The organism is Leifsonia sp. T36S-04, from assembly GCF_042465655.1.
GTDB lineage: Bacteria > Actinomycetota > Actinomycetes > Actinomycetales > Microbacteriaceae > Leifsonia.
Map to the genome: position 1 here is coordinate 2466828 of NZ_CP146286.1, position 26633 is coordinate 2493460.

The following is a 26633-nucleotide window of genomic DNA, read 5'->3' on the forward strand; positions in this document are numbered from 1 at the left end:
CCTCCAAAATGACGACTATGTATTTACTGGGAGTCCGACCACTATAGAGATTGCTAGGTGTCTCTCCTCGTGAGTTACACCGCCAATCACTCGCCGACTAGGGTAAGCGGGCGAGTGCTTTGGGGGCGAGTCAGGGCGATATTCGGGTTGTCGCCCTGACTCGGGGTTTGAAAAGGGGCCGACAATTCGGGTGTCGGCCCCTTTCCCCGTTAACGCGCGCACCCCCTCCGCGCGATTTGGCGCAAATCGCGGTTATCGCGACCCCATAACCGCGATTTGGCGGAAATCGCGGGTATCGGATCCCTCCGCACGATTTGGCGCAAATCGCGGGTATGCCCGCGTCAGAACCGCGATTTGGCGCAAATCGCACGTCTCACGCCGGACCAATGCGGGATTCGCCACGAATCGTCGCTATCGGCGCGCCAGAGCGGCGATTCGTCACGAATCTCGCGGGTGCCGGGGCTCAGGAGGCGACGGGGCGCGGGATCTCGAGCCAGAGGTCGACCTCGTCGTCCTCCGACTCGGCACCTAGCGCGTTGGCCGCGCCGTCGTCCGACATGCGCAGCCCGACCACGGTGACGGCAGTCTTCGAGGAGCGCGGAACCGTGCGCACGATGAGCTTGTCGGTCGTCGTGCCGCGGATCGCCTCGGCCAGACGGCGCAGGACCGCCTCGAGTCCACGCTGATCCAGGTCGTCGATGCCGCCCTCGTCGAGCAGGCTGACGACCACGCCACGGCGCCTGGCATCCATCACCTCACGGCGAACATCATCGTTGAGCAGGCGCCGCCCCCGGATCTCGTCCCGGATGGCACCCTCCAGATACCGGCACTCCCGCCGCTCCGCCTCTGTGAGGTCCCCGCCGCGGCGGACGATCTCGGCCAGCATGGGTGCGGCCACGCGATAGGTCTGGCGGAGGCGCAACTGACGCTCCATCACGTGCGCCTCCTGCGCGGCCTGCCATTCCGTCGCCTCACGCTCGGCTCGGGCGAACTGCAGCGCATCCCGGCCCGCCTTGGCCAGCGAGCCGGAGATGACGACCGCGACGCCGACCCACACGACCGAGCCGACCACTCCCAGTCCGGCGAGCGCACCAGGACCGGCCCAGACGACCGTCTGGACCGCAAGGAAGCCGACACCGGCCCACGCCACGATCTGCTGCCGCCGCACGGCGCAGATCGTCATCAGTGTGCCGACGGCCGCGACGTACCAGGTGGCGTAGCCGTTGTCCTTGGAGGGGTCCAGCTCGATGGTCACGAGGATCGGGATCACGACGCAGACGGCGAGATCGAACGCGGCCAGCCACAGCGGCATCTTCGTCGGGCTGGTCGGCCACAGGCTCATCACCGTGGCGATTCCGTAGAGGATCATCGCCACGATCGTGGTTCCCGCCGCGCGCGGAGTGGAGAGCGACGAGAGCGCGAGGAACAGGTGGTACGCCGAGAACAGTGCTCCGAGGCTGAGGAACAGGAGGCGGTTGAGGGTGATCACTCGCCCACCTCCGGTCCGCCGGCGGCAACAGGCTCGTGCATTCCGGATGCACCCGCCGCCCCGACGACGTGCTGATCGGCCGAGGGCCAGAGGATGGTCACCGTCGTTCCGACCCCTGGCTCCGACTCGATCCTCGCCCGGCCTCCGACTTTGGCGAGGCGGTCCCGGATGCTGATGCGCAGTCCCAGTCGTTCCGCCGGGACCTCCGACTCGCTGAACCCGCGACCGTCATCACGGACCACCACCTGGACCGTGGCCGCAGGACCGCCGCCGCGGATGGAGACGCTCCGGTCGACGTCCGCGCCGCCGGCGTGCTGCATGCTGTTCACCATCGCCTGCACGGTCGCGGAGTACACGGCCTCGGCGACGTTGACCGGGAGGGTGTGGACCTCCACATCGCGCACTTCCACCTGGAAGGGCGACGAGAAGGCATTGGCCGCCGTCAGCAGCCGCTCGGTGAGTCGGTCGAGCCCGACGGCGGACTGGTCCTCCGGGGTCGCCGCCTCGGCCGCGTGCAGATGGCCGATCGCGTCGGCCGCCATTGCGGCGGCGAGTTCCTTCTGCTCGGGCGACCGAGCCGACGCAGCGGAGAGGAGCGTGGTCAGGACGCTGTCGTGCACGATCGCGTCGACCTGGACGCGTTCGACCTCGGTGGCGTGCTGCCGGACGGCGTTCGCGTACCGCGCCAGCGCCTGACTCTGGGCCGTGTCCACCGCACTCGCTGCCTGCCGCATCATCGCGATGATCGCCAGAATCACGCCGCCAAGGATGGTCGCATAGATCGCGTCGAGCGCCGCCAGCTCGGGCCCGACGCCGCCGCCCGCAGGAAGGGCGCGGACGACGCCGTACGCGATCGGCGCCGCGAACGTGTAGGCGATGGCGAGCCAGAGCGGGTACGCGACCGCGGCGAAGGCGGTGAAGACCGAGCAGAGGAACCAGAGCCACGGCTTGTCGGCGGAGAAGGCGGCCGGGTCGGCCACCAGCAGCGGCCAGGTGACGAGCGCGACCAGGTAGACGACGGAAAGAACGCCCATCGCGATCTTCACCCCGCGCTGGATGATCGCGAGGAGCACCGTGAACGCGAGGCCTCCGAAGATGGCGACCATCAACACGGCGCCCCACGGCTCGCGCAGATGGCTGAGCTGACCGAGGGCCGCCGGGAGGGTCTGGAGTCCGAACACCAGGCCGAAAGCCGAGACCGTGCGATCGGCGATGCGCTCGATACGAGCGCGACTGAGGGGGTTGCGGGGCTTCACCGACTCGAGCGGGAGTCCCGGGCGTACCCCGCTAGGAACGCTCATTACCCGTGTCTGGATCGAGTCCGGGAAGGATGCCGTCCTCCACCGCACGCCGGAGCAGGTCCACCTTCGTCGGGGCCGGCCGCCCGACCTCCACGTACTTCACGCGGATGCGGTCCAGGTACTCACGGGCGGTCGAGTTGGCGATGCCGAGCTGGGCGGCGACCGCTTTCAGCGGGAGCCCGGAGGCGTACAGGTGGAGCACGTCGCGCTCGCGCCGGCCGAGCTGGGCCTTGGCGAAGTCGCTGTCGGCGTCGATGGCCGTCGCCCATTCGAGGTTGTTGAGCACGTCCCCGCGGGCGACCGTCGCGATCGCACTGATGACGGTCGTGGTCGGTGAGGATTTGGGGATCACGCCCGCCGCTCCCGCGGCCAGGGCCTCGCGGACGCTGGCGACGCGGTCGGCGATGCTGTGCACGAGCACAGCAGCCCCGGTGGCCTGCGCCCGTTTGACGTTGTCGGTGACTTTGGAGCCGTCGCCGAGCGACAGATCCAGCACGACCACGTCGCACTCCTGCGACCCCAGCTGGGCGACGAAATCGTCGACCGTGGGCGCGGTGAGCACGACCTCGTACCCCGCATCCTGACAGGCCGCCTTCAGCCCCAGGCGCACCGATTCGTGATCGTCGACGATTGCCACCCGCACCATGTTGACCATCGTAGGGGGTGAATGCATTTGCCCGTGCGGCACGCTCAGCGCGTCAGAGTGGCGACCGCCTCCAGGTGGTGGGTGTTCGGGAACAAGTCGAATGCACGCATCCCCTGCAATCGGTAGCCGTGGCCGCCGAAGTACGCGAGGTCCCGTGCGAGAGCGACCGGGTCGCATGCGACGTAGACGACCTGCGCAGGCGTGACCGAGGCGATGGCGTCGACGACCTCGCGTCCCGCCCCGGAGCGAGGCGGATCGAGGACGATCGTCGCTGCGCGCAGGCGTGAGCGCTCTGCGGCCGATGCGTCCGCGGCGAGCCGGGTGATGTAGCGCTCCACGCGGTCGGTGACCACGGCTGCACCGACCCAGTCGGCCAGATTCTCGGCGGCGTCGTCGGTCGCCGCCTCACTGCTCTCCACCGACGTGATGCGCAGGGTGGAGCCGAAGCGGTCCCCCAGCGCGGCGGCGAGGAGCCCCACGCCGCCGTAGAGGTCGAGGTTCGCCGCTCGAGGATCGAAAAGTGCCTCGTCGACGGCGGACTGCACCGCGGACGTGAGGGTCTGAGCGGCGGCGCGGTGCACCTGCCAGAAACCCCGGGCGTCCAGGCGGAACTCGCGGTCACCCACGCGCTCCCGGATCGGGACGGGCTGCCGGCGGGGTCGCGCCGAGCGGGTGCCCTGGCCGTCGGCACCGCGATCGGCGGCACGACCGGTCCGGCGGTTCGAGCCGCGAGCGCCCGGCCGCCCACCGCCACGGCTGCCGGCGCGGTTGCCGGAGCGGTCGGGAGCGTCGTTCACGAGGACGTGCGAGGTGCCGGCACCGGTCGCCACCACATCCACCGACTCCGCGCCGGGGAAAAGCTGCCCGAACGGCACCGCATCCTGGACCAGTGCAGTCGCCAGCGGGAGGTCGTCCACCGGGATCACCGTGTGGGAGCGGGACGCGAACGGGCCGAGGTTGCCGTGGGCGTCGACCTGCAGGCGCACCCGGGTGCGCCATCCCGTGCCGTCCGCTGTCTCGCCGTCGACCGGCTCGACGCGCACGCGCGCCCCGTCGACACCGGCGGTCGCGATCTCTTCCGGTGAGAACTTCGCCATGCGTTCGAGGGCGTCTTCGAGGACCTGCAGCTTGAGTTCGCGCTGGTGCTCCAGCCGGATGTGGCCGAACTCCGCCCCTCCCGCTCGCTCGGCGGGCGGTCGCTCGATCGATGCCGCCGACCACACGTGCGACTGCCGTTCGGGGGACGCCTCCAGCACCTCGAGCACCTCACCGCGCCAGAACCGATCGTGGCTGCTGTCGCCGATTCGCACGCGGACGCGCTCCCCCGGCATCGTGTCGGGGACGAAGACCACCCGGCCTTCGTGACGGGCGACGAACACGCCGCCGTGGGCGACGTTGGTAATGTCGAGCTCGACCTCGCGCTTCGGGAGGTCTCCCTCATCTTCTTGGGGCATCCTTCGAGCATTCCACAGGTGACCATGCACCTCTACCTCGCCTCCACGTCGCCCGCCCGCCTCGCGCTGCTGCGCGCCGCCGGCGTCGAGCCGGTCGTCGTTCCCTCGCACGTCGACGAGCCCGCAGCCGTCGCCGCCGCCGAGGCCGACCACGGCCCGCTCGATGCGCGTGCCATGGTGCAACTGCTGGCGCGCCTGAAGGCCGAGGCCGTCCGCGGCACGCTGGAGGGCGAGCCCATCGACGGTCTCATCCTGGGCGGTGACTCCGCTTTCGCGATCGACGGTGCCATCCACGGCAAGCCGCACCTTCCGGAGGTCGCCCGCGAGCGCTGGCTGCAGCAGCGCGGACGAACCGGTGTGCTCTATTCCGGCCATTGGCTGATCGACCACCGGGAGGGCCGCGAGAACGCCGCGGCCGGAGCAGTCGCCGCGGCGTCGGTGACGTTCGCCGACGTGACGGACGTCGAGATCGACGCGTATGTCGCCAGCGGGGAACCGCTGGAGGTGGCCGGTGCGTTCACGATCGACAGCCTCGGCGGACCCTTCATCACGCGTGTCGAGGGCGACCCGAGCACGGTGGTGGGCCTCTCGCTCTCCACCCTGCGCGACCTCGTCGTCGAGCTCGGTGTGGACTGGACGTCGCTGTGGAACCGGAGTCGCTGAGCGGTCCCGTTGTAGGCTCCTTGAGCTTCCGGTCCCTCATTTTTGTGGGGATCGGCCAAATCGCGTTCGATATCGAGCAATAGGCTAGGGAACTGTGCCCCGTATCACCAAGGTTTTGATCGCCAACCGCGGCGAGATCGCTGTCCGAGTCATCCGCGCCGCGAAAGACAGCGGCATCGCTTCGGTCGCCGTCTACGCGGACCAGGATCGTGACGCCCTCCATGTGCGCCTCGCGGACGAAGCGTATGCGCTGGACGGGACGACGAGCGCCGACACCTACCTCGTCATCGACAAGCTGCTGTCGGTGGCCCGCCGCTCCGGCGCAGACGCCGTGCACCCCGGCTACGGCTTCCTGGCCGAGAACGCCGACTTCGCCCGCGCCGTGATCGCGGCAGGCCTCACCTGGATCGGCCCGTCCCCCGAAGCGATCGAGCGCCTCGGGGACAAGGTCTCGGCGCGGCACGTGGCAGAGAAGGTCGGAGCTCCTCTGGCTCCCGGCACGCTGAACCCGGTCGCGGACGCGGCCGAGGTTCTCGACTTCGTCGACGTCTACGGACTCCCGGTGGCCATCAAGGCGGCCTTCGGTGGCGGCGGTCGTGGCCTCAAGGTGGCCCGCACCCGTGAAGAGGTCGGCGAGCTCTTCGAGTCGGCCACCCGCGAAGCCATCGCCGCGTTCGGGCGCGGAGAGTGTTTCGTCGAGAAGTACCTCGACCAGCCGCGGCACGTGGAGACCCAGTGCCTCGCGGACGCGTACGGCAACGTCGTCGTCGTCTCGACCCGCGACTGCTCCCTTCAGCGTCGTCACCAGAAGCTCGTCGAGGAGGCGCCTGCGCCGTTCCTGACCCCCGAGCAGACCGAGAAGCTCTACTCGTCGTCCAAGGCCATCCTCAAGGAGGTCGGCTACCAGGGCGCGGGGACGTGCGAGTTCCTCATCGGCAAGGACGGCACGGTGTCGTTCCTGGAGGTCAACACGCGTCTGCAGGTCGAGCACCCGGTCTCCGAGGAGGTCACCGGCATCGACCTGGTCCGTGAGCAGTTCCGGCTCGCCGAGGGCGGCGAGCTCGACTACGACGACCCGGCACCGCGCGGCCACTCGTTCGAGTTCCGCATCAACGGCGAAGACGCAGGCCGCGGCTTCATCCCCTCGCCCGGCCCGGTCCACGTATTCAAGGCCGCCGGTGGTCCCGGTGTCCGCGTCGACAGCGGCATCCAGGCGGGCGACGTGATCAGCGGCGCGTTCGATTCCATGCTCGCGAAGCTGATCGTGACCGGCTCCAGCCGGGAGGAGGCCCTCGAGCGCTCGCGCCGTGCCCTGGACGAGTTCGAGGTCGCCGGCCTGCCCACCGTGCTGCCGTTCCACCGAGCGATCGTGCGCGACCCGGCTTTCGCCCCCCAGGACGGCGAGCCGTTCTCCGTGTACACCCGCTGGATCGAGACCGAGTGGGTCAACGAGATCGAGCCGTGGTCCGGCGAGCTGGGCGACCAGCCCTCGGCGGAACGACGCAGCAACGTCGTGGTCGAGGTCGAGGGCAAGCGCATCGAGGTGTCGCTCCCGGCCCGCCTGCTCAACGGCGGTGCGGGAAGCGGTGAAGCCTCTGCCGCTCCGGCACCTCGCCGTCGTGGCGCTGCGCACAGCGTGGACACCGCGACCGGTGACTCGGTCACCGCCCCGATGCAGGCCACCGTCGTGAAGGTCGCCGTCGCCGAGGGCGACCCCGTGGTGAAGGGCGACCTCGTGCTGGTACTCGAAGCGATGAAGATGGAACAGCCGCTGACTGCCCACAAGGACGGCACCGTTTCGGGCATGAACGCCGCCGTGGGAGAGACGGTCTCGTCGGGCCACCTCCTGCTCAACATCGTCTGACCGCTTTCCCGACAGCCGACCAGGGAGGGACCCGGGCCCGAAACGGGCGATGGTCCCTCCTTTCGTCCATTCACGCGCCGCTGACACGTGTCCATGCTCCGCGGAAGGAGATGAGCGTCGACACGCCGGGCGTTGTCGGGGAACGGAGGAGAAAGGAGGCGCGGAGCGCGAGAACTCCTCCGGATTCAACCAGCCCGTCTCAGCCGGTCGCTTCGGTGGGGTCGCCTTTGAGGTCGATGCTGATCTCGTCCGCATCCAGGTTGCTCAGTGCACCGGCCAGCACGTCCGCGCTGAACGTTCCGTCGTCGCGCGCATCGAGCAGCGCGTCGCGCTGAGCACGCAGGCGGGCCAGGCGCGCGGCCTTGTGCGCGGCGAACGCCTCCGGCGTCCGGTCCGTGGTGGCCGGCAGCGGCACGGTCCTGCCCGCCTCGTACAGCAACTCCATGAGCCGTCTGCGCTCGTCGCGCTCCGACTGCGGGTCCGCCCCGGCCGGCTTGACGAGTCGCAGCACGAGCCCGAGGGTCCCGCCCTGCAGCAGCAGCGAACCGGCGGCCACCAGGAAGGCGATCAGCACCAGCACGGACCGCCCGGGGGTGTCGTGGGGCAACGACTGCGCGGCCGCTACGGTGACCGCACCGCGCATGCCGGCCCAGACGACGATGGCACCCTCGCGCCAGCCGAGCGGTGCTCCCGTGAAGTACTCGATGTCCGCGATTAGCCGGCGCAGCCGCGTCCCGAACCGTGTCAAGTTCTCGACCGAGGGGATGCCGCGGCGGGCGAGGCGCCGACGACGGCGCTCCGCCTGTTTGGGCGAGACCGGCCTGCCTCCCGCCGGGTCGAGCAGGGGGCCCGGGAAGACGGCGTCTGGAACACGGGGCGCGGCGAGCGCGGCGAGGGCGGCCTCCGACCCGTCAACCCCCGGCTCCCCCTGCTCCCCCGGCGCCGCAGCCGTATCCGCGTCCTCCCCCGCGCCGTCACCCGCACCGGTCGTCAGCGCACGCTCCTCCGGGGCCGCGACGCGCTGAGCGATCCCCCGCTGCACCGCCTCCGGGTCCGAGAGATGCTGCTGCAGCTGTTCCAGCCGTGGCCGTATCCGCTGCCCGCGGCGATGCCGCCGCGCCAGCAGCGCGAGCAGCGGGGCGACGAACCCCGCGCGCACCACGATCGTCAGCAGAAGAGCCCCCGCGGCGATCCCGATTGCCGGCAGCACTCCCGCATGGTCGTTCTGCACGTTCTGCACGATGCCGAAGAGTTCGAGTCCCATCGTGAGGAAGATGAGCCCCTCGAGGATGAGTTCCACTGTGCGCCAGTTCTGCGTGTCCGAGAGGCGGTGCTCGGGGGACAGCAGCCTCGGCGCCCGGCTGCCGGTGACGAGTCCCGCGACCACGGCCGCGACGAGTCCCGATGCACCGAGCGCCTCGGCGGGGATGGATGCGAGGAACGGCACCGTGAACGAGATGGCCGTGTTGACGGTCGCATCCTTCACCCGCTGACGGACCATCAGGTTCAGCCACCCGACCGCCGCCCCGAAGACGACGGCGACCAGTACCGAGTAGAGGAAGGTCAGCGTGACCTCACCCACCGTGAAGGACGCGACGGCCGCGGCGGCGATCGCGGCGCGGAGGAGCACCAGCGCGGTCGCGTCATTGAGCAGGCTCTCGCCTTCGAGGATGGCGACGACGCGTGGCGAGATTCCTGCCCGTTTGACGATGCCTGTGGCGACGGCGTCGGTGGGACTGACGATCGCACCCAGGGCGACTCCCCAGCCCAGACCGAGCCCGGGGATCACCCACGCGAAGAACAGCCCGAGCAGCACGGAGCTGACGATCACGAGGAGGACGGAAAGACCCCCGATCGCTCCGAACTCCCGGCGGAAGTTCATCGCGGGCATGGAGACCGATGCCGAGTACAGGAGGGGCGGCAGCACGCCGGCGATGATCCACTCGGGCTCGATGGTCACCGCGGGAACGAACGGCAGCAGGCTGACCAGGATGCCGAGCACCACCAGGATCAGCGGCGACGCCACCCCGAACTTGGGCCCGATGGTCGTGGCAGCTGCGATCGCGAGGACGGCGAGGACACCGACGACGAGCCCGATCTCCATCCCCCCGGCCCTCCCGTCAGAGCACGATGTGCATTGCGCGGGCCGCGTCGGTGATCGAGCCCGAGAGCGAGGGATAGACCGTGAACGCGCGAGCGACCTGGTCGACCGTGAGGCGCTGCTCGACGGCGAGCGCCAGCGGGAAGATCAGCTCAGAGGCTCGCGGTGCCACGATGACGCCTCCGATCACCGTGCCCGAACCGGTGCGCGCGAACAGCTTCACGAAGCCGTCCCGGATGCCCAGCATCTTCGCCCGCGGGTTGGATTTGAGGGGCAGCTTGTAGATGTCGCCCTGGGCGATGCCCTCCTCGATCTGCTTCTGGCTCCAGCCGACGGTGGCGATCTCCGGCTGGGTGAAGATGTTCGAGCTGACGTTGCGCAGCTCGATCGGGTTCACGGCATCCCCCATCGCGTGGAAGACCGCCGTGCGGCCCTGCATCGAGGCGACGGAGGCGAGTGGAAGCGAGTCGGAGCAGTCGCCCGCGGCGTAGATGTTCGGGATGGACGTGCGGGCCACCCGGTTGACCCGGATGTTGCCGTTCGGCGTGAGCTGGACACCGGCCTCCTCGAGCCCGATCCCAGCGGTGTTCGGCACGGACCCCACCGCCATGAGGCAGTGCGAGCCTTCGATCGTGCGCCCGTCGGTGAGGGTCGCCACCACGCCGTTCTCGGTGCGGACCACCGACTCGGCCCGGGACTTCGAGAGCACCTGCATGCCGTTGCGCCGGAAGACGTTCTCGATCACGGCTGCAGCGTCCGCATCCTCGCCCGGGAGGACCTGGTCACGCGATGAGATGAGCGTCACCTTCGAGCCGAGCGCGTTGTACGCCGAGGCGAACTCGGCACCCGTGACACCCGACCCGACCACGATCAGGTGGGAGGGCACCGACTGCAGGTCGTACAGCTGCGTCCAGGTGAGGATGCGTTCTCCGTCGGGCATCGCCGATGGCAGGATGCGCGGGCTCGCCCCGACCGCGACCACGATCGTGTCGGCCTCGACCCGGTCGAAGTCGGTGCCGGTGTCGCCCTTCGCCGTGGAGACGATGATGGCTCCGTTGCCGTCGAGCCGGCCTTCGCCGCTGACGATGCGCACCCCCGACCGGACGAGTTCGGCCCGCATGTCCTCCGACTGCTGCCGGGCCAGCCCCATCAGCCGCTTGTTGACCGCCGCCAGGTTGACCGCGATCTCCGGGCGTACCGGTTTGCCGGTCTCTCCGCGGTGGAAGAACTGGACGCCGAGGTCGGTGGCCTCACCGATCGAGTTGGTCGCTTCTGCCGTCGCGATCAGGCTCTTCGACGGGACCACGTCCGTGATGACGGCCGAGCCGCCGACGCCGGAGCGCTCGACGATCGTGACGTCGGCACCGAGCTGAGCGCCCGCCAGCGCCGCCTCGTACCCACCGGGACCGCCGCCGAGCACTGCGATGCGCTGCTTGCGCTCGAATTCATACGCCATGGATCCCATTGTTCCGTATGGGGGTGCACCGATGCGCATCCCGCTGCTGGCCTGTGCGAAGACGGCGGCTCAGTAGAGTTGAATCATGTCGGATTCCTTCACCAACCCGCTCGACGACCCTGCTGCCGACCCCTTCGAGGTCGCGCGTGAAGCCGCCGCTCAACTGGCCGAGAAGACAGGGGTGAAGCGCCACGACATCGCGCTCACCCTGGGCAGCGGCTGGGGCAAGGCGGCCGACCTCATCGGCGAGACCGTCGCGACCGTGCCCGCCACCGAGATCGTCGGCTTCAGCAAGCCGGCCCTCGAGGGGCATGTCGGGACGCTGCGCTCGGTGCGCCTGCCGAACGGCAAGCACGCGCTGGTGATCGGCGCCCGCACCCACTACTACGAGAACCACGGCGTCCGCCGCGTCGTCCACAGCGTCCGCACGGCCGCGGCCGCGGGAGCGACCACGATGGTCCTCACCAACGGCGCAGGCGGTATCAAGGACCACTGGAAGCCGGGAACACCGGTCCTGATCAGCGACCACATCAACCTGACGGCCGACTCGCCGCTCGAGGGCGCCACCTTCATCGACCTCACCGACCTATACTCGAAGCGGCTGCGCGATCTGGCCCACACCATCGACCCGTCTCTGGACGAGGGGGTCTACACGCAGTTCCGCGGACCGCACTACGAGACGCCCGCCGAGGTGCAGATGGCGAAGGCCGTCGGCGGTCACATCGTCGGCATGTCCACCGCCCTCGAGGCGATCGCTGCGCGACAGGCCGGGATGGAGATCCTGGGGATGTCGCTCATCACCAACCTGGCCGCGGGCATCCAGAAGACCCCCCTCAGCCACCAGGAGGTCATCGAGGCCGGCCGCGCCGCGGAGCCGGTGATCAGCGCCCTCCTCGCCCAGATCGTGGAGGCACTGTGACCGGGACGGACACCCCGCAGCTTCTCACCGAGGCCCGCGCCTGGCTGGCGCAGGACCCGGACCCGGAGACCCGGGACGAATTGGAGGCGCTGATCGTCGCCGCCGAAGCGGACTCGGCCGAGGCTGTGGCCGAGCTGCACTCGCGTTTCGATGAGCGTCTCGCCTTCGGGACCGCCGGCCTCCGCGGCGCCATCGCCGCCGGCCCCAACCGCATGAACCGCGTCCTCGTCGCCCAGGCCGCCGCCGGCTTCGCCCGCTGGCTGCTGGAGCACGCCGAGGGCGGCACGCCGTCCGTCGTCATCGGCTACGACGGCCGCAAGAACTCCGACGTCTTCGCCCGCGACACTGCGGAGCTCATGGCGGGCGCCGGCGTCCGCGCCATCCTGCTCCCCCGCCTCCTGCCGACCCCCGTGCTGGCGTTCGCCGTCCGGCACCTGGAGGTCAGCGCGGGCGTCATGGTGACGGCCAGCCACAATCCGCCCAACGACAACGGCTACAAGGTGTACCTCGGCGGCGAGAACCACGGTTCGCAGATCGTGTCGCCGGTCGACGCCGAGATCGCAGCGCACATCCTGGATGTCGCGAACGGCAGCATCGCCGAGCTTCCGCGGTCGGACCGCTACGAGGTCGCGCCCGACGCGGTCGAGCAGGCGTACATCGACGCCACCGTCGCCGTGGCCGCGACCGAGGCGCCCCGCGACGCCGTCTCCTTCGCGTACACCGCCATGCACGGCGTCGGATGGCGCACCGCGCGGGAGGTGTTCGCGCGCGCCGGATTCGCCTCCCCCACGCCGGTCGCCGAACAGATCGAGCCGGACCCGGCGTTCCCGACGGTCAGCTTCCCGAACCCCGAGGAGCCGGGCGCGATGGACCTCGCGTTCGCGACCGCCCGCGCGGCCGGAGTGGACCTGGTCATCGCGAACGACCCGGACGCGGATCGCCTCGCCGTCGCCGTTCCCGACTCGTCGCTCTCCGACGGATACCGCCGCCTGTCCGGCAACGAGGTCGGCGCGCTGCTGGGCTGGCGCGCCGCCGAGCTCGCGGTGGCGCGCGCAGGCGAGCGTGGGGACCTCGGGACGCTGGCCTGCTCGATCGTCTCGTCACCCGCACTCGCGGCAGTCGCCCGCGCGTACCGGATGGACTTCGCGGACACCCTGACCGGCTTCAAGTGGGTGTCGCGCGCTCCGGGCCTGGTCTACGGCTACGAGGAGGCTCTCGGCTACCTGGTCAACCCGGAGACCGTCCGCGACAAGGACGGAATCTCGGCCGCCGTCGCGTTCCTCGACCTGGCGAACGATCTGGCGGCCACCGGCTCGACCATCGGGCAGCGGCTCGACGCCTTCGCAGAGCGGTTCGGCTTCTTCGCCAGCGACCAGATCTCGCTGAGGGTCACCGACCTGTCGCGCATCGGCGAGATCATGTCCGCTCTCCGGTCGACGCCGCCCAGCCACCTGGGCGACGTGCGGGTCACGCAGATCGACGACCTGATCGACGGCTTCGGCGGCCTGCCGCCGAGCGACGTGCTGCGGATCCTGCTCGAGGACGGTTCCCGCGTCATGGTCCGCCCGAGCGGCACCGAGCCGAAGCTCAAGATCTACATCGACGCCTCCAGCGACGACGGCTCCGTCGACGAGCGTCGGGCGACCGCCACCGCGCGCGTCGCGGCCCTCGCCGAGGCGATGCGGCTGCTGACCGCGTAGCGACGGAACAACCTTTCGCTCCCGCTTGCCTTATGAAAGGTTAGAGCTTTATCCTTTCATAAGGCAGCGGGAGGTGAAAGGATGTCGCACGAGCTTTCGTACGAGCGTAGGACGCTGCCCGCCGACACCGAACCGCACTACGCCTCTCGGCGGATGCAGTTACTCCGCCGGGAGCCTTACGACGCCGCCGTTCCCGCCTCCATCGCCGCGGAGTCGTTCACTCTTTCGGCCGACGTCCTCTCTGAGGCGGACGACGCCACACGCGAACTGGTTCGCTTCGACAGCGAACGGGCATCCTTCATCGCGCCGTTCTCGGCAGTCCTCCTTCGCACCGAGTCCGCCTCGAGCTCGCAGATCGAGAACCTCACCGCCGGTCCGCGGGCTATCGCAGAGGCAGTCATCGGGGAGCGGACCCACGGAAACGCCGACCTGATCCTCAGCAATGTCCGTGCGATGGAGGCCGCTCTCGCGCTGGCAGAGGATATCGAGAACGCGTCCATCATCACCATGCACGAAGCCCTCCTCGGTGACTCCGCACCACACATGACCGGCGGATACCGGCAGGAGCAGGTGTGGATCGGCGGTCAGCTTCCGCACAAGGCGTCGTTCGTACCGCCGCACTACGACAGGGTGCAGGCAGCGATGGACGACCTGGTCGCGTTCATCCGCCGAGTCGATATCCCCGTCCTCGCGCAGGTCGCCATCGCTCACGCGCAATTCGAGACCATCCACCCGTTCCCTGATGGCAACGGCCGCACGGGTCGGGCCCTGGCGCACGCGATGTTGCGTCACGGCGGCATCCTTCGCCATCTCGCCGTCCCCGTCTCGGCCGGGCTGCTCACCGACCTCGAACGCTATTTCGACGCCCTGACCGCTTTCCGTCGCGGGGAGGCCGAACCGATCGTGAGCGTGTTCTCCGATGCCGCGTTGAAGGCCGTCGCGAACGCTGATGAGTTGGCGAACGACATCGGCGCTTCTCGCGAGGAGTGGAGCCAGAGACTTTCCGGGATCCGGTCGGATGCGGTGGCACGGGCGCTTGCGGAGCTATCGATCGAGTACCCGGTCCTCAACGCAACGACGGCGGCGCACGTCACGGGAGCGAGTCGCCCGGCTGTGACGAACGGTCTCGATACGTTGGTCGAGCGGGGAGTCCTCGTCCGAGGAAACTCGGCTCATCGAAACCGGACGTGGATCAATAGCGACGTCCTCGACGCGCTGACGGCTTTCGCAGAGCGAAGCGGGCGTCGAGCACGGCCCTGACGGCCGCTCTAGCCGAGGGCCTCATCGAGCTTGCGCTCCAGCTCCTCGAGGTCGAAGTAGTTGTGCACCACGATCACGTCGGCGTTGGTGCGTCCGATCCGATCCACGAGCTCGGGCGAGGTCAGCACGACCTGGGCGTCGGCTGCCGCTTCGCTGATGTGGGCGGCGTCCGACGCGGTGACGTCGGCGTCGATCCCGAGCCGGTCGAGCACGCGTTCGGCGTTGACCTTGAGGATGCCAGAGGTGCCGACTCCGACACCGCAGATGGCGACGATCTTCACGGTTGCCCGCCCGTCATCGCGCGGCCTCTTCTTCACTCACCGTGAGGATGCGCTGAACGTCGGCACGGCTCGTCGCCGCGGCGAGGGCGGGGATCGCGTCCGGGTCGTTGAAGATGTTCGCGAGCTCGGCGACGCTCGTCACGTGGGCCTCCGGAGTGGAGACGGCGAGGCCGAGCACCACCGACACCGGGTCGTTGTGCGGGTGCCCGAACACGACCGGCTCGTCGAGCGTGACCACCGAGAGGCCGTCCGAATTGACGTCCGGGCCGGGCCGGGCGTGTGCGAGCGCGAGGCCCGGGGCGATGACGATGTAGGCGCCGAACTCCTCGATCACCTGGATCATGCGGCGCCCGTACCCCTGCTCCGTCGCACCCGAGCGGGCCAGCGCCTCGCCCGCGAGTTCGACCGCCTCACGCCAGTCGGCCGCATGCGCGCCGACAGTGATGGCGGAATCTGGCAGCGGAGGCAGGGACATGAGTTCAGCGTAACGCGCGGGGCGTCAGGAACCCTCGAAACCCGCTGTGATGATCTCGGCCAGTTCCTCACGCTCTTCGAGCGGCAGGAACGCACCCGCGGCGGCGTTCAGCTGGAAGATCTCGAGGTCGGTGCGGTCGTACGCGAACGCGTCGGCCAGGATGCTCAGCTCACGCGTGAGCGTCGTCCCGCTCATCAGCCGGTTGTCGGTGTTGACGGTGACGCGGAAGCCCAGCTGGTAGAGCAGATCGAACGGGTGGTCGAGGATGTCGTCGCCCCACGCGGCGATCGCGCCCGTCTGCAGGTTGGAGGTCGGGCTCGTCTCGAGGGCGATCTCGCGATCCTTCACCCACTGCGACAGCGAGCCCAGCGTCACGTAGGTGTTCTCGTCGTCCTGGCGCTCGATGGTGATGTCCTCCGCGAGGCGGACACCATGGCCCAGGCGGAGCGCCCGGCCGTCGAGGAGGGCGCTGCGGATGCTGTCGAGGCCGTCCGCCTCGCCCGCGTGGACGGTCGCCGGGAAGAACTCCGCGGCCAGGTAGTCGAACGCCGCACGGTGGTTCGACGCGGGGAAGCCCGCCTCGGGACCGGCGATGTCGAAACCGACCACGCCGCGGTCGCGGTGACGCACGGCGAGCTCAGCGATCTCGAGCCCCCGGTCGTTGTGCCGCATCGCGGTCACCAGCTGGCCGACGCGGATGCGGCCACCGGCGTCGCGCACATCCTGGATGCCCTGCTCGATGCCTTCCTGGACCGCATCGACGGTCTCGTCGAGGGTCAGGCCGTTCGAGAGGTGCTGCTCGGGAGCCCAGCGGACCTCCCCGTACACGACGCCGTCCTCGCCGAGGTCCTGAACGAACTCCCGGGCGACGCGACTGAGGCCCTCGCGCGTCTGCATGACGGCGGTGGTCACGTCGAACGTCTTCAGGTACTCGACGAGCGAACCGGAGTTCGACTTCTCGGCGAACCAGCGGCCCAGCGCGGATGCATCCTGCGCCGGAAGCTCCAGCCCGATCTCGGCTCCGAGCTCCAGCACGGTGGCCGGGCGGAGACCGCCGTCGAGGTGGTCGTGCAGGGAGACCTTCGGAAGCGGACGGATCTCGGTGCCGTCGGCTAGTGCGTACTCGTTCCAGGCGTCGCTCATGAATCCAACCCTAGGCGATGCGGTCGGCGATCAGCGGGCCGCGCTCGAACGGCGTCCCGGCCGGCGCGATGCGGTAGGAGCCCTCCAGGGCCTCGAGGGCGCGCTCGAAGCGCGCCGGCTCGTCGGCGGACAGCGTGAACAGCGGTTGCCCCGCGCTGACCGTGTCTCCCGGCTTCACGTGCAGATCGATGCCCGCGGCGTGCTGCACCGGATCCTGCTTGCGCGCACGTCCCGCACCCAGGCGCCACGCGGCGATGCCGAACGGCAGGGCCTGCTGCTCGACGAGGATCCCGCCCTCGTTGGCGACGACGGTGTGCGTCTCCTTCGCGACGGGGAGGGCCGCATCCGGGTCGCCGCCCTGTGCGCGGATGACCTCGCGCCACTTGTCCATGGCGCGGCCGTCCTTCAGCGCGGCCTCCACGTCCTCGTCCGGACGCCCGGCGAGGGTGAGCATCTCGCGCGCCAGCGCGACCGTCAGCTCGACGATGTCGGCCGGGCCGCCGCCGGCGAGCACCTCCACCGACTCCCGGACCTCGTTGGCGTTGCCGATGGCGAGCCCGAGCGGGACGTTCATGTCGGTGAGGAGCGCCGAGGTGGCGACGCCCGCATCCCGGCCCAGCTCCACCATGGTGCGGGCGAGCTCGCGCGAACGCTCGATGTCCTTGAGGAACGCGCCGGAGCCGAACTTCACGTCGAGGACGAGCGCGCTGGTGCCCTCGGCGATCTTCTTGGACATGATCGAGGATGCGATGAGCGGGATGGCCTCCACCGTGCCGGTGATGTCGCGCAGGGCGTACAGCTTGCCGTCGGCGGGGGCGAGCCCCGATCCCGCCGCGCAGATCACGCCGCCCTCGTTCTGCAGCTGCGCGAACATCTCCTCGTTGCTGAGGTTGGCGCGCCAGCCCGGGATGCTCTCCAGCTTGTCGAGCGTGCCGCCGGTGTGACCCAGTCCACGGCCCGACAGCTGCGGCACCGCCACGCCGAAGGTCGCGACCAGCGGCATCAGCGGGAGGGTGATCTTGTCGCCCACGCCGCCGGTGGAGTGCTTGTCGGCGGTGGGCTTGCCGAGGCCGGAGAAGTCCATCCGCTCCCCCGACGCGATCATCGCGAGCGTGAGGTCCTTGATCTCGCGGCGGGTCATCCCGTTGAGGAAGATCGCCATGGTCATGGCGGACATCTGCTCGTCACCGACGTAGCCGCGCGTGTACGCGTCCACCAGCCAGCCGATTTCGGCGGTGCTCAGCTCGCCGCGGTCGCGTTTGGTCCTGATCAGGTCGACGGCGTCGAACGCCTCGACCTCTCCTGCTCGATCGGTCACGAAGGGTGTTCCTCTTCAGTCGTTCTCGTGCTCGGCCGCGTAGGCGGCGAGCTGGCGCGGCCCGAATGCATCGGGCAGCACCTGGTCGATGGTGCGGATGCCGGAGACCGTCTCCAGCAGCATCCCCTCGGCCGAGTGTTCGTACAGCAGCTGGCGGCAGCGGCCGCAGGGCATCAGCGTCGCGCCATCGCCGTCGACGCAGGTGAAGGCGACCAGGTGGCCGCCGCCCGACATGGCGAGCGCCGAGACGAGGCCGCATTCGGCGCACAGCGTCACGCCGTAGCTGGCGTTCTCGACGTTGCAGCCGCTGACGATGCGGCCGTCGTCGACGAGTGCGGCAGCCCCCACCGGGAACTTCGAGTAGGGCGCATATGCGCGCTTCATCGCCTCGGTGGCCGCTGTGCGCAGCGCGGCCCAGTCGATCGACTCCGGGTCGATCGACTCCGGGTCGATGGATGCGGGGGTCGGGTTCACGGCGATCATGACTTGATGTACGGCTTTCCGTCGGCGGCCGGCGCCCGCGAGATGCCGACCAGGCCGGCGACCGCGAAGATCGTCACGACGTACGGCAGCATCAGCATGAACTCGCTGGGGACGGGGGAACCGATGATGCTCAGCACGTTCTGCAGGTTCGACGCGAAGCCGAACAGCAGCGCTGCGAGAGTCGCGCGGATCGGGTCCCAACGTCCGAAGATCACGGCCGCGAGGGCGATGAAGCCCTGACCTGCGGTCATCTCCTTCGAGAACGCGCCGACCGATCCCAGAGTGAAGTAGGCACCGCCGAGTCCGGCGATCGCGCCCGCGAGCGAGACGTTCCAGAAGCGCGTGCTGTTGACGTTGATGCCGACCGTGTCCGCGGCCTCGGGGTGCTCGCCGACGGAACGGAGGCGGAGGCCCCAGCGCGTCTTGAAGAGGCCGAACCACACCAGGAAGACAGCGATGTACATGAGGTACTCGATGATCGACTGGTCGAACAGCACCTTGCCGATGACGGGGATATCGCTCAGCACCGGGATCGGCCAGCTGGGCAGGCGCGGCGGGTGGTTGAGCAGCTGGGGGTTGCCCGCGAGCACCTTCGAGTACAGGAAGCTGGTCAGGCCGATGACGAGCACGTTCAGCACGACGCCGACGATCACCTGGTCGACCAGGTACTTGATCGCGAAGGCCGCGAGGAGGAACGAGACAAGCACGCCTGCGATCATCGCGGCGATGAGTCCGACGACCCAGCTTCCGGTGAGAGTGGCCGTCATCGCGGAGACGAAGGCGCCGGCGAGCAGCTGGCCCTCAATGGCGACGTTGACGACGCCGCCCCGCTCGGAGACGACACCGCCGAGGGCGCCGAACACGAGAGGGACCGCGAGCGAGACCGTGCCGAGCAGCAGACCGGTCACGGGCACCGGATAGGGGCTCCCCGAATCGGCCCAGGCCAGGAACGCGAACATGAACAGCAGCGAGAAGACGATGACCATCCAGATGGGCGTCTTCCGTGCGCGGTACGAGAGGTAGGCGCTCCACAGTGTCAGCGCCAGCAGCAGGATCGTCACGACGGTCGTCGTCAGGAACGTGTCGACGGTCAGTCCGGGAAGCTTCAGCGCGTCCGAGTTCTCGGAGAACCGGAAGCTGCTCTGCTCGTGGCGGGCGAACCCGAAGAACAGGATGAGGCTGATCAGGACGAAGACGCCGAACGCGATCGGGGCCTTCCAGGAGCGGATCTCCGCCTTCTCGAGAACGATCGGCGAGGAGTCGGGAACGACGGGGGCGGTCGTGGTCACTTGGCCTCCACCTCCTTCGTGACGATGGGGCCGGGTCTCCGGGGAGCGCTCCCCGGCGCGGGAAGGCGGAAGATCGCCCGCACCAGCGGCGGCGCAGCGACGAACAGCACGATGAGGGACTGCAGGATCAAGACGATGTCGATCGGGATGTCGTTGGCCGCCTGGATCGTGTAGCCGCCGGCCTTCAGCGCTCCGAACAGCAGACCCGCGATGAAGACGCCGCCCGGCCGGGAGCGGCCGAGCAGGGCGACGGTGATCGCGTCGAATCCGATGCCCGCATCCACGCCCGAGCTGATGCCCTGCGGGAAGACGCCAAGCGCCTGGCTCGCGCCGGCGATGCCGATCAAGCCACCGGCGATGAGCATCGCGTAGACGTAGATGTTCTTGACGTTGATGCCCGCGACGCGGGCGGCGTTCGGGTTCTCTCCGACCGCCCGGAAGCGGAAGCCGAGGCTCGACCGGTCGATCAGCCACCACACGAAGATCGTCGCGGCGATGACGATAACGAACGCCCAGGTGAGGTTGTACTGCTCACCGAACAGCGGCGGGAACACGGCGTTCGGGTGCACCGCGGGCGCCTTGGGGTTGTTCGACCCGGGCGCCTGGAGCAGGCCCTTCGTGCGCAGCATGTACGAGATGAGGTAGAAGGCGATGTAGTTGAGCATGATCGTCACGATCACCTCGTGCGCGCCGGTCCGCGCCTTCAGCAGGCCGACGATCCCGGCCCAGATCGCACCGCCGACGATGCCCGCGACGATGGCGAGCACCAGGTGGACGACCGGCGGGAGGTCGAAGGAGAACCCGACCCAGGCCGCTGCGGCAGCCGCGATGAGGATCTGTCCCTGGCCGCCGATGTTGAACAGCCCGACCCGGAAGGCCAGGGCCACGCCGAGACCGCTGACGATGAGCGGCGTCGCGAACGACAGCGTGTCGGTGAGCGGGCGGATGCCCGCGGCGAAGGTGGGACGACGGAAGTTGTAGATCGCGCCCTGGAACATCGAGACGTAGGCGTTCGACACCGACGTCCAGATGGCCGAGAACGTGTCGCCGGGCCGGGCGAAGAAGTAGCCCGCTGCGTGCTGGACCTGCGGGTCGGTGAGGGCGATCAGGATGGCTCCGACGATCAGCGCGAGCACGACGGCGAGGATCGAGATGACCACCGGTCCGCTCATGATCTCGCGGACCGCCTGGTTCCAGCGCGAAGGCTCCCCGTCGTGTCCCGGAGCGGGGGCCGGCGTACCCGGCCCCGCGGTCTGGGCCGGCGCCACGGGCTGGCCGGGCGTTGGGGTCGCCGTCATGCTGCTGCTCCTGCCTGCTCCGGCGATTCGCCGGCCATCATGAGGCCGAGGACGTCGCGAGACGTGTTCCCCGGCACGATTCCTACGATCCCGCCGCGGTACATCACCGCGATGCGGTCGGCCAGCGCCGCGACCTCGTCGAGTTCCGTGGAGACGACGATCACCGGCACGCCCGAGTCGCGCGTCTCGACGATGCGCTTGTGGACGAACTCGATCGATCCGACATCCAGCCCTCGGGTCGGCTGCGCCGCCACGAACAACCGGAGCGCGCGGCTCAGCTCGCGGGCGAGGACCACCTTCTGCGCGTTGCCGCCGGAGAGCCGGCCGACCTTCGTGTCGATCGACTGGGTGCGCACGTCGAACTCGCGCACCTTCTCCGTGGCGAAGTCCTTGAGGTACGAGAACTGGATGTTGCCGCCCTTGACGAACGGCTCCCCCGTCGAGCGGTCGAGCATCAGGTTCTCCTGGATGCTGAACTCGCCGACCAGGCCGTCCTCGTTGCGGTCTTCCGGCACGAACCCGACACCGGCGTCGAGCACCTTCCGGACGCTGTGGCCCTGGATCGGCGCACCGTCGAGCAGGATCTCACCCTGGACCCGAGGCTGCAGGCCGATGATCGCCTCGGTCAGCTCGGTCTGGCCGTTGCCCTGAACACCCGCGATCGCCAGGATCTCGCCGGCGCGCACCTCGAAGCTCACGTTGTTGACCACGAGCTGCCCGATGGGGTCGATGACCGACAGATCCTTCACGACGAGAGCAGGCGCTCCCGGGGTCGCCGCCTCCTTGGAGACGGTGAGGGAGACCGCACGGCCGACCATCATCGACGCGAGCTCGACGTTGGTCGCGGTGGGCTCGGCCTCGCCGATCACCTTGCCGAGCCGGATGACCGTGATGCGGTCGGCGACCTCACGCACCTCGCGCAGCTTGTGGGTGATGAAGATGATCGCCGTGCCCTGCTCCTTGAGCTGGCGCATGATGCCCATCAGCTCGTCGGTCTCCTGCGGGGTCAGGACCGCGGTCGGCTCGTCGAACACCAGGACGCGCGCATTCTGCGACAGCGCCTTGATGATCTCGACCCGCTGCTGAACTCCGACCGGCAGGTCTTCGACCAGCGCGTCCGGGTCGACGTCGAAACCGAACCGGGCCGAGATCTCGCGCACCTTGGCGCGCGCGGCGTTGAGGTCGAGACGGCCGCCGAACGTGGTCTGCTCGTGGCCGAGCATCACGTTCTCGGCGACGGTGAACACCGGGATGAGCATGAAGTGCTGGTGCACCATCCCGATCCCGGCCTTCATGGCGTCGCCCGGGCCGGCGAAGTGCTGGACGGCGTCGTCGAGCAAGATCTCGCCCTCGTCGGCCTGGTAGAAGCCGTAGAGCACGTTCATCAGAGTGGACTTGCCTGCGCCGTTCTCGCCGAGCAGACAGTGGATCTCGCCGGGTTCGACCGTCAGATCGATGTGGTCGTTCGCGACCAGGGCACCGAACCGTTTGGTGATGCCGCGGAGTTCGAGCTTCATTCGGGTGGGGTTCCTTCTCTGCTCGCCCGTGGGGAGCACAGAGCCTGATTAGAGGGGGCACGCGAAAGGGCGGGTGGCCTCATTGCGCCTGATTCACACTACTTGCTGCGCATATGTCAGTGTGCGCTCAGATGAGCGACGGCGACAAGGCAGCAACGACGACAAGGGAGCAACGGAACGGGGAGGCCAGCCGTGGCTGACCTCCCCGTTCACAGATCCTCGTCGCTGATTACTGCTTCGGCGACGACGGCGAGGTGACCTTGATCGAGCCGTCGATGATGCCGGCCTTGATCTTGTCGAGCTCGCCCTGCAGGCCCGCGTCCACCTTCGACTCGAAGTCGTGGAACGGTGCGATGCCGACGCCGTCGTTCTTCAGCGTTCCGACGTACGGGGTGCTGTCGAACTTGCCGTTGGCGGCCTGGGTGACGACGTCGTTGGTCGCCGGCTTCATGCCCTTCATGACCGAGGTGAGGAGCAGGTCCTTCACGCTCGGGTCGGACTCGAAGACGTCGGCGTCGACACCGATCATCGCGATCGGCTTGGCCGAGTCCTTGATCGCCTGAGCGGCCGACTGGTAGATCGGGCCACCGACGGGCATGATGACGTCGGCGTTCTGGTCGATGATGCCCTGAGCCGTGTTCTTCGCGGTCTCGTTGGCGTCGAAGCCACCGGTGAAGGAGCCGTTCTGCTTGTCGACATCCCAGCCGACGACCTTGACGGACTTGCCCTTCTGGTCGTTGAAGTACTTCACGCCATCGGCGAAGCCGTCCATGAAGATGGTGACCGTCGGGATCTGCATGCCGCCGAAGGTGCCGACGATGCCGGTCTTCGAGTAGCTGGCGGCCGAGTAGCCGGCCAGGAACGCCGCCTGGGCGGTGTCGAAGATGATCGGCTTGACGTTCTTCGCCTGGATCTCGTTGTCGTCGATGATCGCGAAGTTGATGTCGGGGTTCGCCTTCGCGGCCTTCTCCGTCGCGTCCTTGAGAAGGAAGCCGACCGTCACGACCAGGTTGCAGTTGGCGTTGACCATGCTGTCGATGTTCGGAGCGAAGTCGTTCTCGCTCTTCGACTCCGCCGACTTGTACTTGACGTTCAGCGACTTCGCGGCCTGCTGCAGGCCCTCGTAGCCGAGCTGGTTGAACGAGTGGTCGTCGAATCCACCGGAGTCGGAGACCATGCAGGGGGTGAAGTCGGTCTTGGCGGCGCCGGCGGACGAGCTGTCCGACGGGGCAGCCGAGCACGCGGCGAGCAGCGACATGACGCCGACCGCCGCCAGGCCGAGCAGACCGGCCTTACGGGCTGTGATTGACAAGGTTGTTCCTCCAAGATGCGTAGCCGCGCGGGTAATCGCAGGCTGTCTGCGTTTCACGTTACCGAATGTGACGAACTGCTCCGTTCGAAAATCCGGCTTCTTCATGCAAGCGTTACAAACGCTCACGCGAATGGCACGCGCTCATCCGAGCACGCTGTCACCCGTTCGGGGTGGGTGGCTATCGAAGGAGAACGTGCCCCGAATCTCCGACGTTAGGCAGTGATGCAGGAGATTCGGCGCGCGTGCCGCCGAATCTCCGACGCAAGTGAGGGGTCAGAGCCAGCCGCGGCGCTTGAAGATGGAGTAGAGCAGCCCGCTCAGCCCGACCATCGCGAGGACGGCCAGCGGGTACCCCAGCGGCCAGGCGAGTTCGGGCATGTGCGTGAAGTTCATCCCGTAGATGCTCGCGATGAGGGTCGGCGCGAACAGGATGGCCGCCCACGACGAGATCTTCTTGACCTCTTCGCCCTGCCGGTGGCTGGAATGGGCCAGCCGCGTCATCTCCTCGTTCTGCCGCTCGGACACCAGCGTGGAGTTCACGGTCAGGATGTCGCGGAGCAGATAGCGGAACGCATCCACCCGCTCGTTCACTTGCGTGAGGTGGTCGGCGACGTCGCGCAGGCGGCGCTCCAGCTCCTGGGTCACCCCGTACTTCACGGACCCCCGCTCCAGCGCGAGCATCACGGCGGAGAGAGGATGCGTCGCGCGCTGGAAGTCGATCACCTCGCGCGACAGCTCGTAGATGCGCCGGGAGACCAGCGCATCCCCGCCGAACACCTGCGTCTCGATCTCGTCGATGTCGTTCGCGAGTCCGGCGACGACCGGGCTGTACGCATCCACCACCGCGTCGATGATGGCGTACAGGATGGCCTGCGGGCCGAGGGCGAGCAGCTCGGGCTCCCCCTCCATCCGCTGCCGCACGTGCGAGAGGTCGGGCGACTCGCTGTGCCGGACCGTGATGACGAAGTTCGGTCCGACGAAGAGGTGCAGCTCGCCGAAGTCGACCTCCTCCGGCACGTCCAGGTAGTTGGCCGCCTTCAGCACGACGAAGAGGACGGTGTCGTAACGCTCCAGCTTCGGGCGCTGATGAGCCACGATCGCGTCCTCGATCGCGAGCGGGTGGAGGTTGAACTCCTCCGACAGCGACATCAGTTCCTGCTCGGTCGGCCGGTACAGGCCGATCCAGGCCACGCCGCCGGGCGTCCGGTCGAGCGCGGCATACGTCTCTGCGAGCGAGGTGGGCGACGCGACTCGAACGCCGTTGGCGTAGATCGCACTGTCCACCATGCTCCGCCGGCCGGGCGTCTGCTCGGTGGCCGGCTGCACAGTGGAGGGACTCGGAGGCTCGACCCGGCGGGTGCGCGTCACGAAGGGCATGGGAATGCCGCGTCGGTTCAGGTTGGCCATCGGTCACCTCCAGGGTGCAGAGGACGGAGTTCGTCGAACAGCGGGGCCCGCTCGGGCCACCTAACTGTACGCTCGCGTTCCCTCCGAACGCTGGACGCCATCCGCCGCGGCGTCTGCGATGACGTTCAGGATGACGCGCTCGTAGTGGCCGGTCAGCTCACGGCAGACGACGTCCCAGCTGCGGCCGAGCACGGCTCGTCGCCCGGCCTCCCCCATCCGGCGGCGGAGCGCGCCGTCCCCCACGAGCATCGACACCGCGGCGCGCAGGGCCCGATCGTCGGACGGCCGGAACAGCAGCCCGTCGACGCCGTGCTCCACGAGGTCGATCGGGCCGCCGGCGCGGGGCGCGACGACCGGAAGCCCCGAGGCGTGCGCCTCCTGGACCGTCTGACCGAAGGTCTCCTCCGAGCCGGTGTGCGCGAACAGGTCGAAGGCCGCGTAGGCCGTCGCGAGGTCGTCTCCGCCCAGACGGCCGAGCCAGTGCACGTTGAGGCCACGCAGCTCGCGAGCGACAGCATCCCGGGACGGCCCGTCCCCGACGATCGCGACCGTCAGCCCGGAGATCCCGCGCAGGGAGCGGAGCCGCTCCACCTGCTTCTCCGGCGCGATCCGGCCCACGTAGCCGACGACGGTCTCGCCGTCGGGCGAGAGGCGCTCGCGGAGGGCCGCCGCGGCCGCCGTCCGCCGGTTGTTGGGGTGGTAGCGCTCCAGATCGACGCCGCGTCCCCAGCGCCCGATGCGCGAAACGCCGGCGGTCCGCAGGTCGTACTCGCTGGCCGCGGATGGGGCGAGGGTCAGGTCCGCGCCCTCGTGCACCCAGCGGACGTACTTCCAGGCGATGGCCGAGGTGACCCCCAGCCCGTTCCGGCGGGCGTAACCCGCGACGTCGGTCTGGTAGATCGCGACAGAGGGCACCCCGAGACGGTTCGCGGAGGCGATCGCCTGCGCGCCCAGGAAGAAGGGAGAGGCTGCGTGCACCACGTCGGGACCGAATCCCGCCAGCATGCGCTGTACCTGCGGGCTCGGCAGCCCGACCGGGAACTGCCGGTACGCGACCGACGGCACCTGGTGGATGCGGAACCCCGCGTACTCCGCCGGCGCTCCCGCATCCGGGCAGATCACGATCGCCTCGTGACCCTGGGCCGCGAGATGGTCGAGCACGCGCAGCACGCTCGTCGTCACCCCGTTGACCGTGGGGAGGAAGCTCTCGCTGACCACCGCGACTCGCATGTCCTCACGCTAGAAGCGGCCGGTGTC

General features: G+C 69.0%; 22 protein-coding genes. 5 read left to right on the top strand and 17 right to left on the bottom strand.

Annotation, left to right across the window (positions count from 1 at the left end; genetic code table 11):
- Positions 1 to 463 precede the first annotated feature (463 nt).
- From P3F85_RS12000 to P3F85_RS12015, 4 genes are read right to left on the bottom strand one after another with little or no spacing between them, the layout of a single operon-like run.
- Complete coding sequence (locus tag P3F85_RS12000) at positions 464 to 1489, bottom strand: hypothetical protein (protein ID WP_374007788.1); 1026 nt, start codon at positions 1487 to 1489, stop codon at positions 464 to 466.
- Positions 1486 to 2790: an ATP-binding protein gene (locus tag P3F85_RS12005; RefSeq protein ID WP_374007789.1), complete on the bottom strand. Its 1305-nt coding sequence runs from the start codon at positions 2788 to 2790 to the stop codon at positions 1486 to 1488. The genes P3F85_RS12000 and P3F85_RS12005 overlap by 4 nt, the downstream gene beginning before the upstream one ends.
- Complete coding sequence (locus P3F85_RS12010; protein ID WP_374007790.1) at positions 2777 to 3436, bottom strand: response regulator; 660 nt, start codon at positions 3434 to 3436, stop codon at positions 2777 to 2779. Before P3F85_RS12010 ends, P3F85_RS12005 begins: the two co-directional genes overlap by 14 nt.
- Before the next feature lie 44 nt (positions 3437 to 3480).
- Positions 3481 to 4890, bottom strand: coding sequence for a class I SAM-dependent RNA methyltransferase (locus P3F85_RS12015; protein WP_374007792.1), 1410 nt, complete (start codon positions 4888 to 4890; stop codon positions 3481 to 3483).
- Between the two features lie 24 nt (positions 4891 to 4914).
- On the opposite strand from P3F85_RS12015, the gene P3F85_RS12020 reads away from it, so the two are divergent.
- A complete protein-coding gene (locus tag P3F85_RS12020) occupies positions 4915 to 5553 on the top strand; it encodes a nucleoside triphosphate pyrophosphatase (RefSeq protein ID WP_374010923.1) in 639 nt (212 codons plus the stop codon).
- 94 nt (positions 5554 to 5647) lie between these two features.
- Positions 5648 to 7417, top strand: a complete 1770-nt coding sequence (locus tag P3F85_RS12025) for a biotin carboxylase N-terminal domain-containing protein (protein ID WP_374007794.1) — start codon at positions 5648 to 5650, stop codon at positions 7415 to 7417.
- A 199-nt stretch (positions 7418 to 7616) separates the two neighbouring features.
- Here P3F85_RS12025 and P3F85_RS12030 read toward each other — a convergent pair whose 3' ends face one another.
- Positions 7617 to 9521 carry a cation:proton antiporter gene (locus P3F85_RS12030; RefSeq protein WP_374007796.1) on the bottom strand — a complete coding sequence of 635 codons (1905 nt, stop codon included), beginning with the start codon at positions 9519 to 9521 and terminating at the stop codon, positions 7617 to 7619.
- A gap of 16 nt (positions 9522 to 9537) precedes the next feature.
- The gene (locus P3F85_RS12035; protein ID WP_374007798.1) at positions 9538 to 10974 is read right to left on the bottom strand and encodes an NAD(P)H-quinone dehydrogenase; all 1437 of its coding nucleotides are present in this window, start codon (positions 10972 to 10974) and stop codon (positions 9538 to 9540) included.
- Between the two features lie 85 nt (positions 10975 to 11059).
- Between P3F85_RS12035 and P3F85_RS12040 the strand changes: the two genes are divergently transcribed.
- The 3 genes from P3F85_RS12040 to P3F85_RS12050 all read left to right on the top strand — a co-directional run bounded on the left by P3F85_RS12040 (position 11060) and on the right by P3F85_RS12050 (position 14853).
- Positions 11060 to 11893: a purine-nucleoside phosphorylase gene (locus P3F85_RS12040; RefSeq protein ID WP_374007800.1), complete on the top strand. Its 834-nt coding sequence runs from the start codon at positions 11060 to 11062 to the stop codon at positions 11891 to 11893.
- Positions 11890 to 13593 carry a phospho-sugar mutase gene (locus P3F85_RS12045; protein WP_374007802.1) on the top strand — a complete coding sequence of 568 codons (1704 nt, stop codon included), beginning with the start codon at positions 11890 to 11892 and terminating at the stop codon, positions 13591 to 13593. Before P3F85_RS12040 ends, P3F85_RS12045 begins: the two co-directional genes overlap by 4 nt.
- Before the next feature lie 81 nt (positions 13594 to 13674).
- A complete protein-coding gene (locus tag P3F85_RS12050) occupies positions 13675 to 14853 on the top strand; it encodes a Fic family protein (protein WP_374007804.1) in 1179 nt (392 codons plus the stop codon).
- An 8-nt stretch (positions 14854 to 14861) separates the two neighbouring features.
- Here P3F85_RS12050 and P3F85_RS12055 read toward each other — a convergent pair whose 3' ends face one another.
- From P3F85_RS12055 to P3F85_RS12105, 11 genes are all read right to left on the bottom strand, one after another.
- On the bottom strand, positions 14862 to 15134 hold the full coding sequence (locus P3F85_RS12055) for a PTS sugar transporter subunit IIB (protein WP_374007806.1): 273 nt from the start codon (positions 15132 to 15134) through the stop codon (positions 14862 to 14864).
- Positions 15135 to 15147: 13 nt separating this feature from the next.
- Positions 15148 to 15609 carry a PTS sugar transporter subunit IIA gene (locus P3F85_RS12060; protein WP_374007808.1) on the bottom strand — a complete coding sequence of 154 codons (462 nt, stop codon included), beginning with the start codon at positions 15607 to 15609 and terminating at the stop codon, positions 15148 to 15150.
- 24 nt (positions 15610 to 15633) lie between these two features.
- Positions 15634 to 16752, bottom strand: a complete 1119-nt coding sequence (locus P3F85_RS12065; RefSeq protein WP_374007810.1) for an adenosine deaminase — start codon at positions 16750 to 16752, stop codon at positions 15634 to 15636.
- A 10-nt stretch (positions 16753 to 16762) separates the two neighbouring features.
- Entirely contained in the window at positions 16763 to 18070 is a 1308-nt protein-coding gene (locus P3F85_RS12070; protein WP_374007812.1) for a thymidine phosphorylase, read from the bottom strand.
- A gap of 15 nt (positions 18071 to 18085) precedes the next feature.
- Positions 18086 to 18553 (bottom strand): cytidine deaminase, encoded by a 468-nt coding sequence (locus P3F85_RS12075; RefSeq protein ID WP_374007814.1) that lies wholly within the window; start codon positions 18551 to 18553, stop codon positions 18086 to 18088.
- Entirely contained in the window at positions 18550 to 19842 is a 1293-nt protein-coding gene (locus tag P3F85_RS12080; protein WP_374007816.1) for an ABC transporter permease, read from the bottom strand. Before P3F85_RS12080 ends, P3F85_RS12075 begins: the two co-directional genes overlap by 4 nt.
- Positions 19839 to 21140, bottom strand: a complete 1302-nt coding sequence (locus tag P3F85_RS12085; protein WP_374007817.1) for an ABC transporter permease — start codon at positions 21138 to 21140, stop codon at positions 19839 to 19841. Before P3F85_RS12085 ends, P3F85_RS12080 begins: the two co-directional genes overlap by 4 nt.
- Complete coding sequence (locus P3F85_RS12090; protein ID WP_374007819.1) at positions 21137 to 22657, bottom strand: ABC transporter ATP-binding protein; 1521 nt, start codon at positions 22655 to 22657, stop codon at positions 21137 to 21139. Before P3F85_RS12090 ends, P3F85_RS12085 begins: the two co-directional genes overlap by 4 nt.
- A 229-nt stretch (positions 22658 to 22886) precedes the next feature.
- Positions 22887 to 23969 (bottom strand): BMP family protein, encoded by a 1083-nt coding sequence (locus tag P3F85_RS12095; protein ID WP_374007821.1) that lies wholly within the window; start codon positions 23967 to 23969, stop codon positions 22887 to 22889.
- Positions 23970 to 24242: 273 nt separating this feature from the next.
- Complete coding sequence (locus P3F85_RS12100; RefSeq protein ID WP_374007823.1) at positions 24243 to 25376, bottom strand: magnesium and cobalt transport protein CorA; 1134 nt, start codon at positions 25374 to 25376, stop codon at positions 24243 to 24245.
- Positions 25377 to 25436: 60 nt separating this feature from the next.
- The gene (locus P3F85_RS12105; RefSeq protein WP_374007825.1) at positions 25437 to 26606 is read right to left on the bottom strand and encodes a glycosyltransferase family 4 protein; all 1170 of its coding nucleotides are present in this window, start codon (positions 26604 to 26606) and stop codon (positions 25437 to 25439) included.
- Positions 26607 to 26633 lie beyond the last annotated feature (27 nt).

Bases quoted from the DNA above. Each gene is read 5' to 3' on its own strand.
- P3F85_RS12015 (WP_374007792.1), bottom strand. From the start codon at position 4,890: ATGCCCCAAGAAGATGAGGGAGACCTCCCGAAGCGCGAGGTCGAGCTC.
- P3F85_RS12005 (WP_374007789.1), bottom strand. From the start codon at position 2,790: ATGAGCGTTCCTAGCGGGGTACGCCCGGGACTCCCGCTCGAGTCGGTG.
- P3F85_RS12010 (WP_374007790.1), bottom strand. From the start codon at position 3,436: ATGGTGCGGGTGGCAATCGTCGACGATCACGAATCGGTGCGCCTGGGG.
- P3F85_RS12035 (WP_374007798.1), bottom strand. From the start codon at position 10,974: ATGGCGTATGAATTCGAGCGCAAGCAGCGCATCGCAGTGCTCGGCGGC.
- P3F85_RS12090 (WP_374007819.1), bottom strand. From the start codon at position 22,657: ATGAAGCTCGAACTCCGCGGCATCACCAAACGGTTCGGTGCCCTGGTC.
- P3F85_RS12100 (WP_374007823.1), bottom strand. From the start codon at position 25,376: ATGGCCAACCTGAACCGACGCGGCATTCCCATGCCCTTCGTGACGCGC.
- P3F85_RS12105 (WP_374007825.1), bottom strand. From the start codon at position 26,606: ATGCGAGTCGCGGTGGTCAGCGAGAGCTTCCTCCCCACGGTCAACGGG.
- P3F85_RS12075 (WP_374007814.1), bottom strand. From the start codon at position 18,553: ATGATCGCCGTGAACCCGACCCCCGCATCCATCGACCCGGAGTCGATC.
- P3F85_RS12030 (WP_374007796.1), bottom strand. From the start codon at position 9,521: ATGGAGATCGGGCTCGTCGTCGGTGTCCTCGCCGTCCTCGCGATCGCA.
- P3F85_RS12060 (WP_374007808.1), bottom strand. From the start codon at position 15,609: ATGTCCCTGCCTCCGCTGCCAGATTCCGCCATCACTGTCGGCGCGCAT.
- P3F85_RS12085 (WP_374007817.1), bottom strand. From the start codon at position 21,140: ATGACGGCGACCCCAACGCCCGGCCAGCCCGTGGCGCCGGCCCAGACC.
- P3F85_RS12040 (WP_374007800.1), top strand. From the start codon at position 11,060: ATGTCGGATTCCTTCACCAACCCGCTCGACGACCCTGCTGCCGACCCC.
- P3F85_RS12020 (WP_374010923.1), top strand. From the start codon at position 4,915: ATGCACCTCTACCTCGCCTCCACGTCGCCCGCCCGCCTCGCGCTGCTG.
- P3F85_RS12050 (WP_374007804.1), top strand. From the start codon at position 13,675: ATGTCGCACGAGCTTTCGTACGAGCGTAGGACGCTGCCCGCCGACACC.
- P3F85_RS12065 (WP_374007810.1), bottom strand. From the start codon at position 16,752: ATGAGCGACGCCTGGAACGAGTACGCACTAGCCGACGGCACCGAGATC.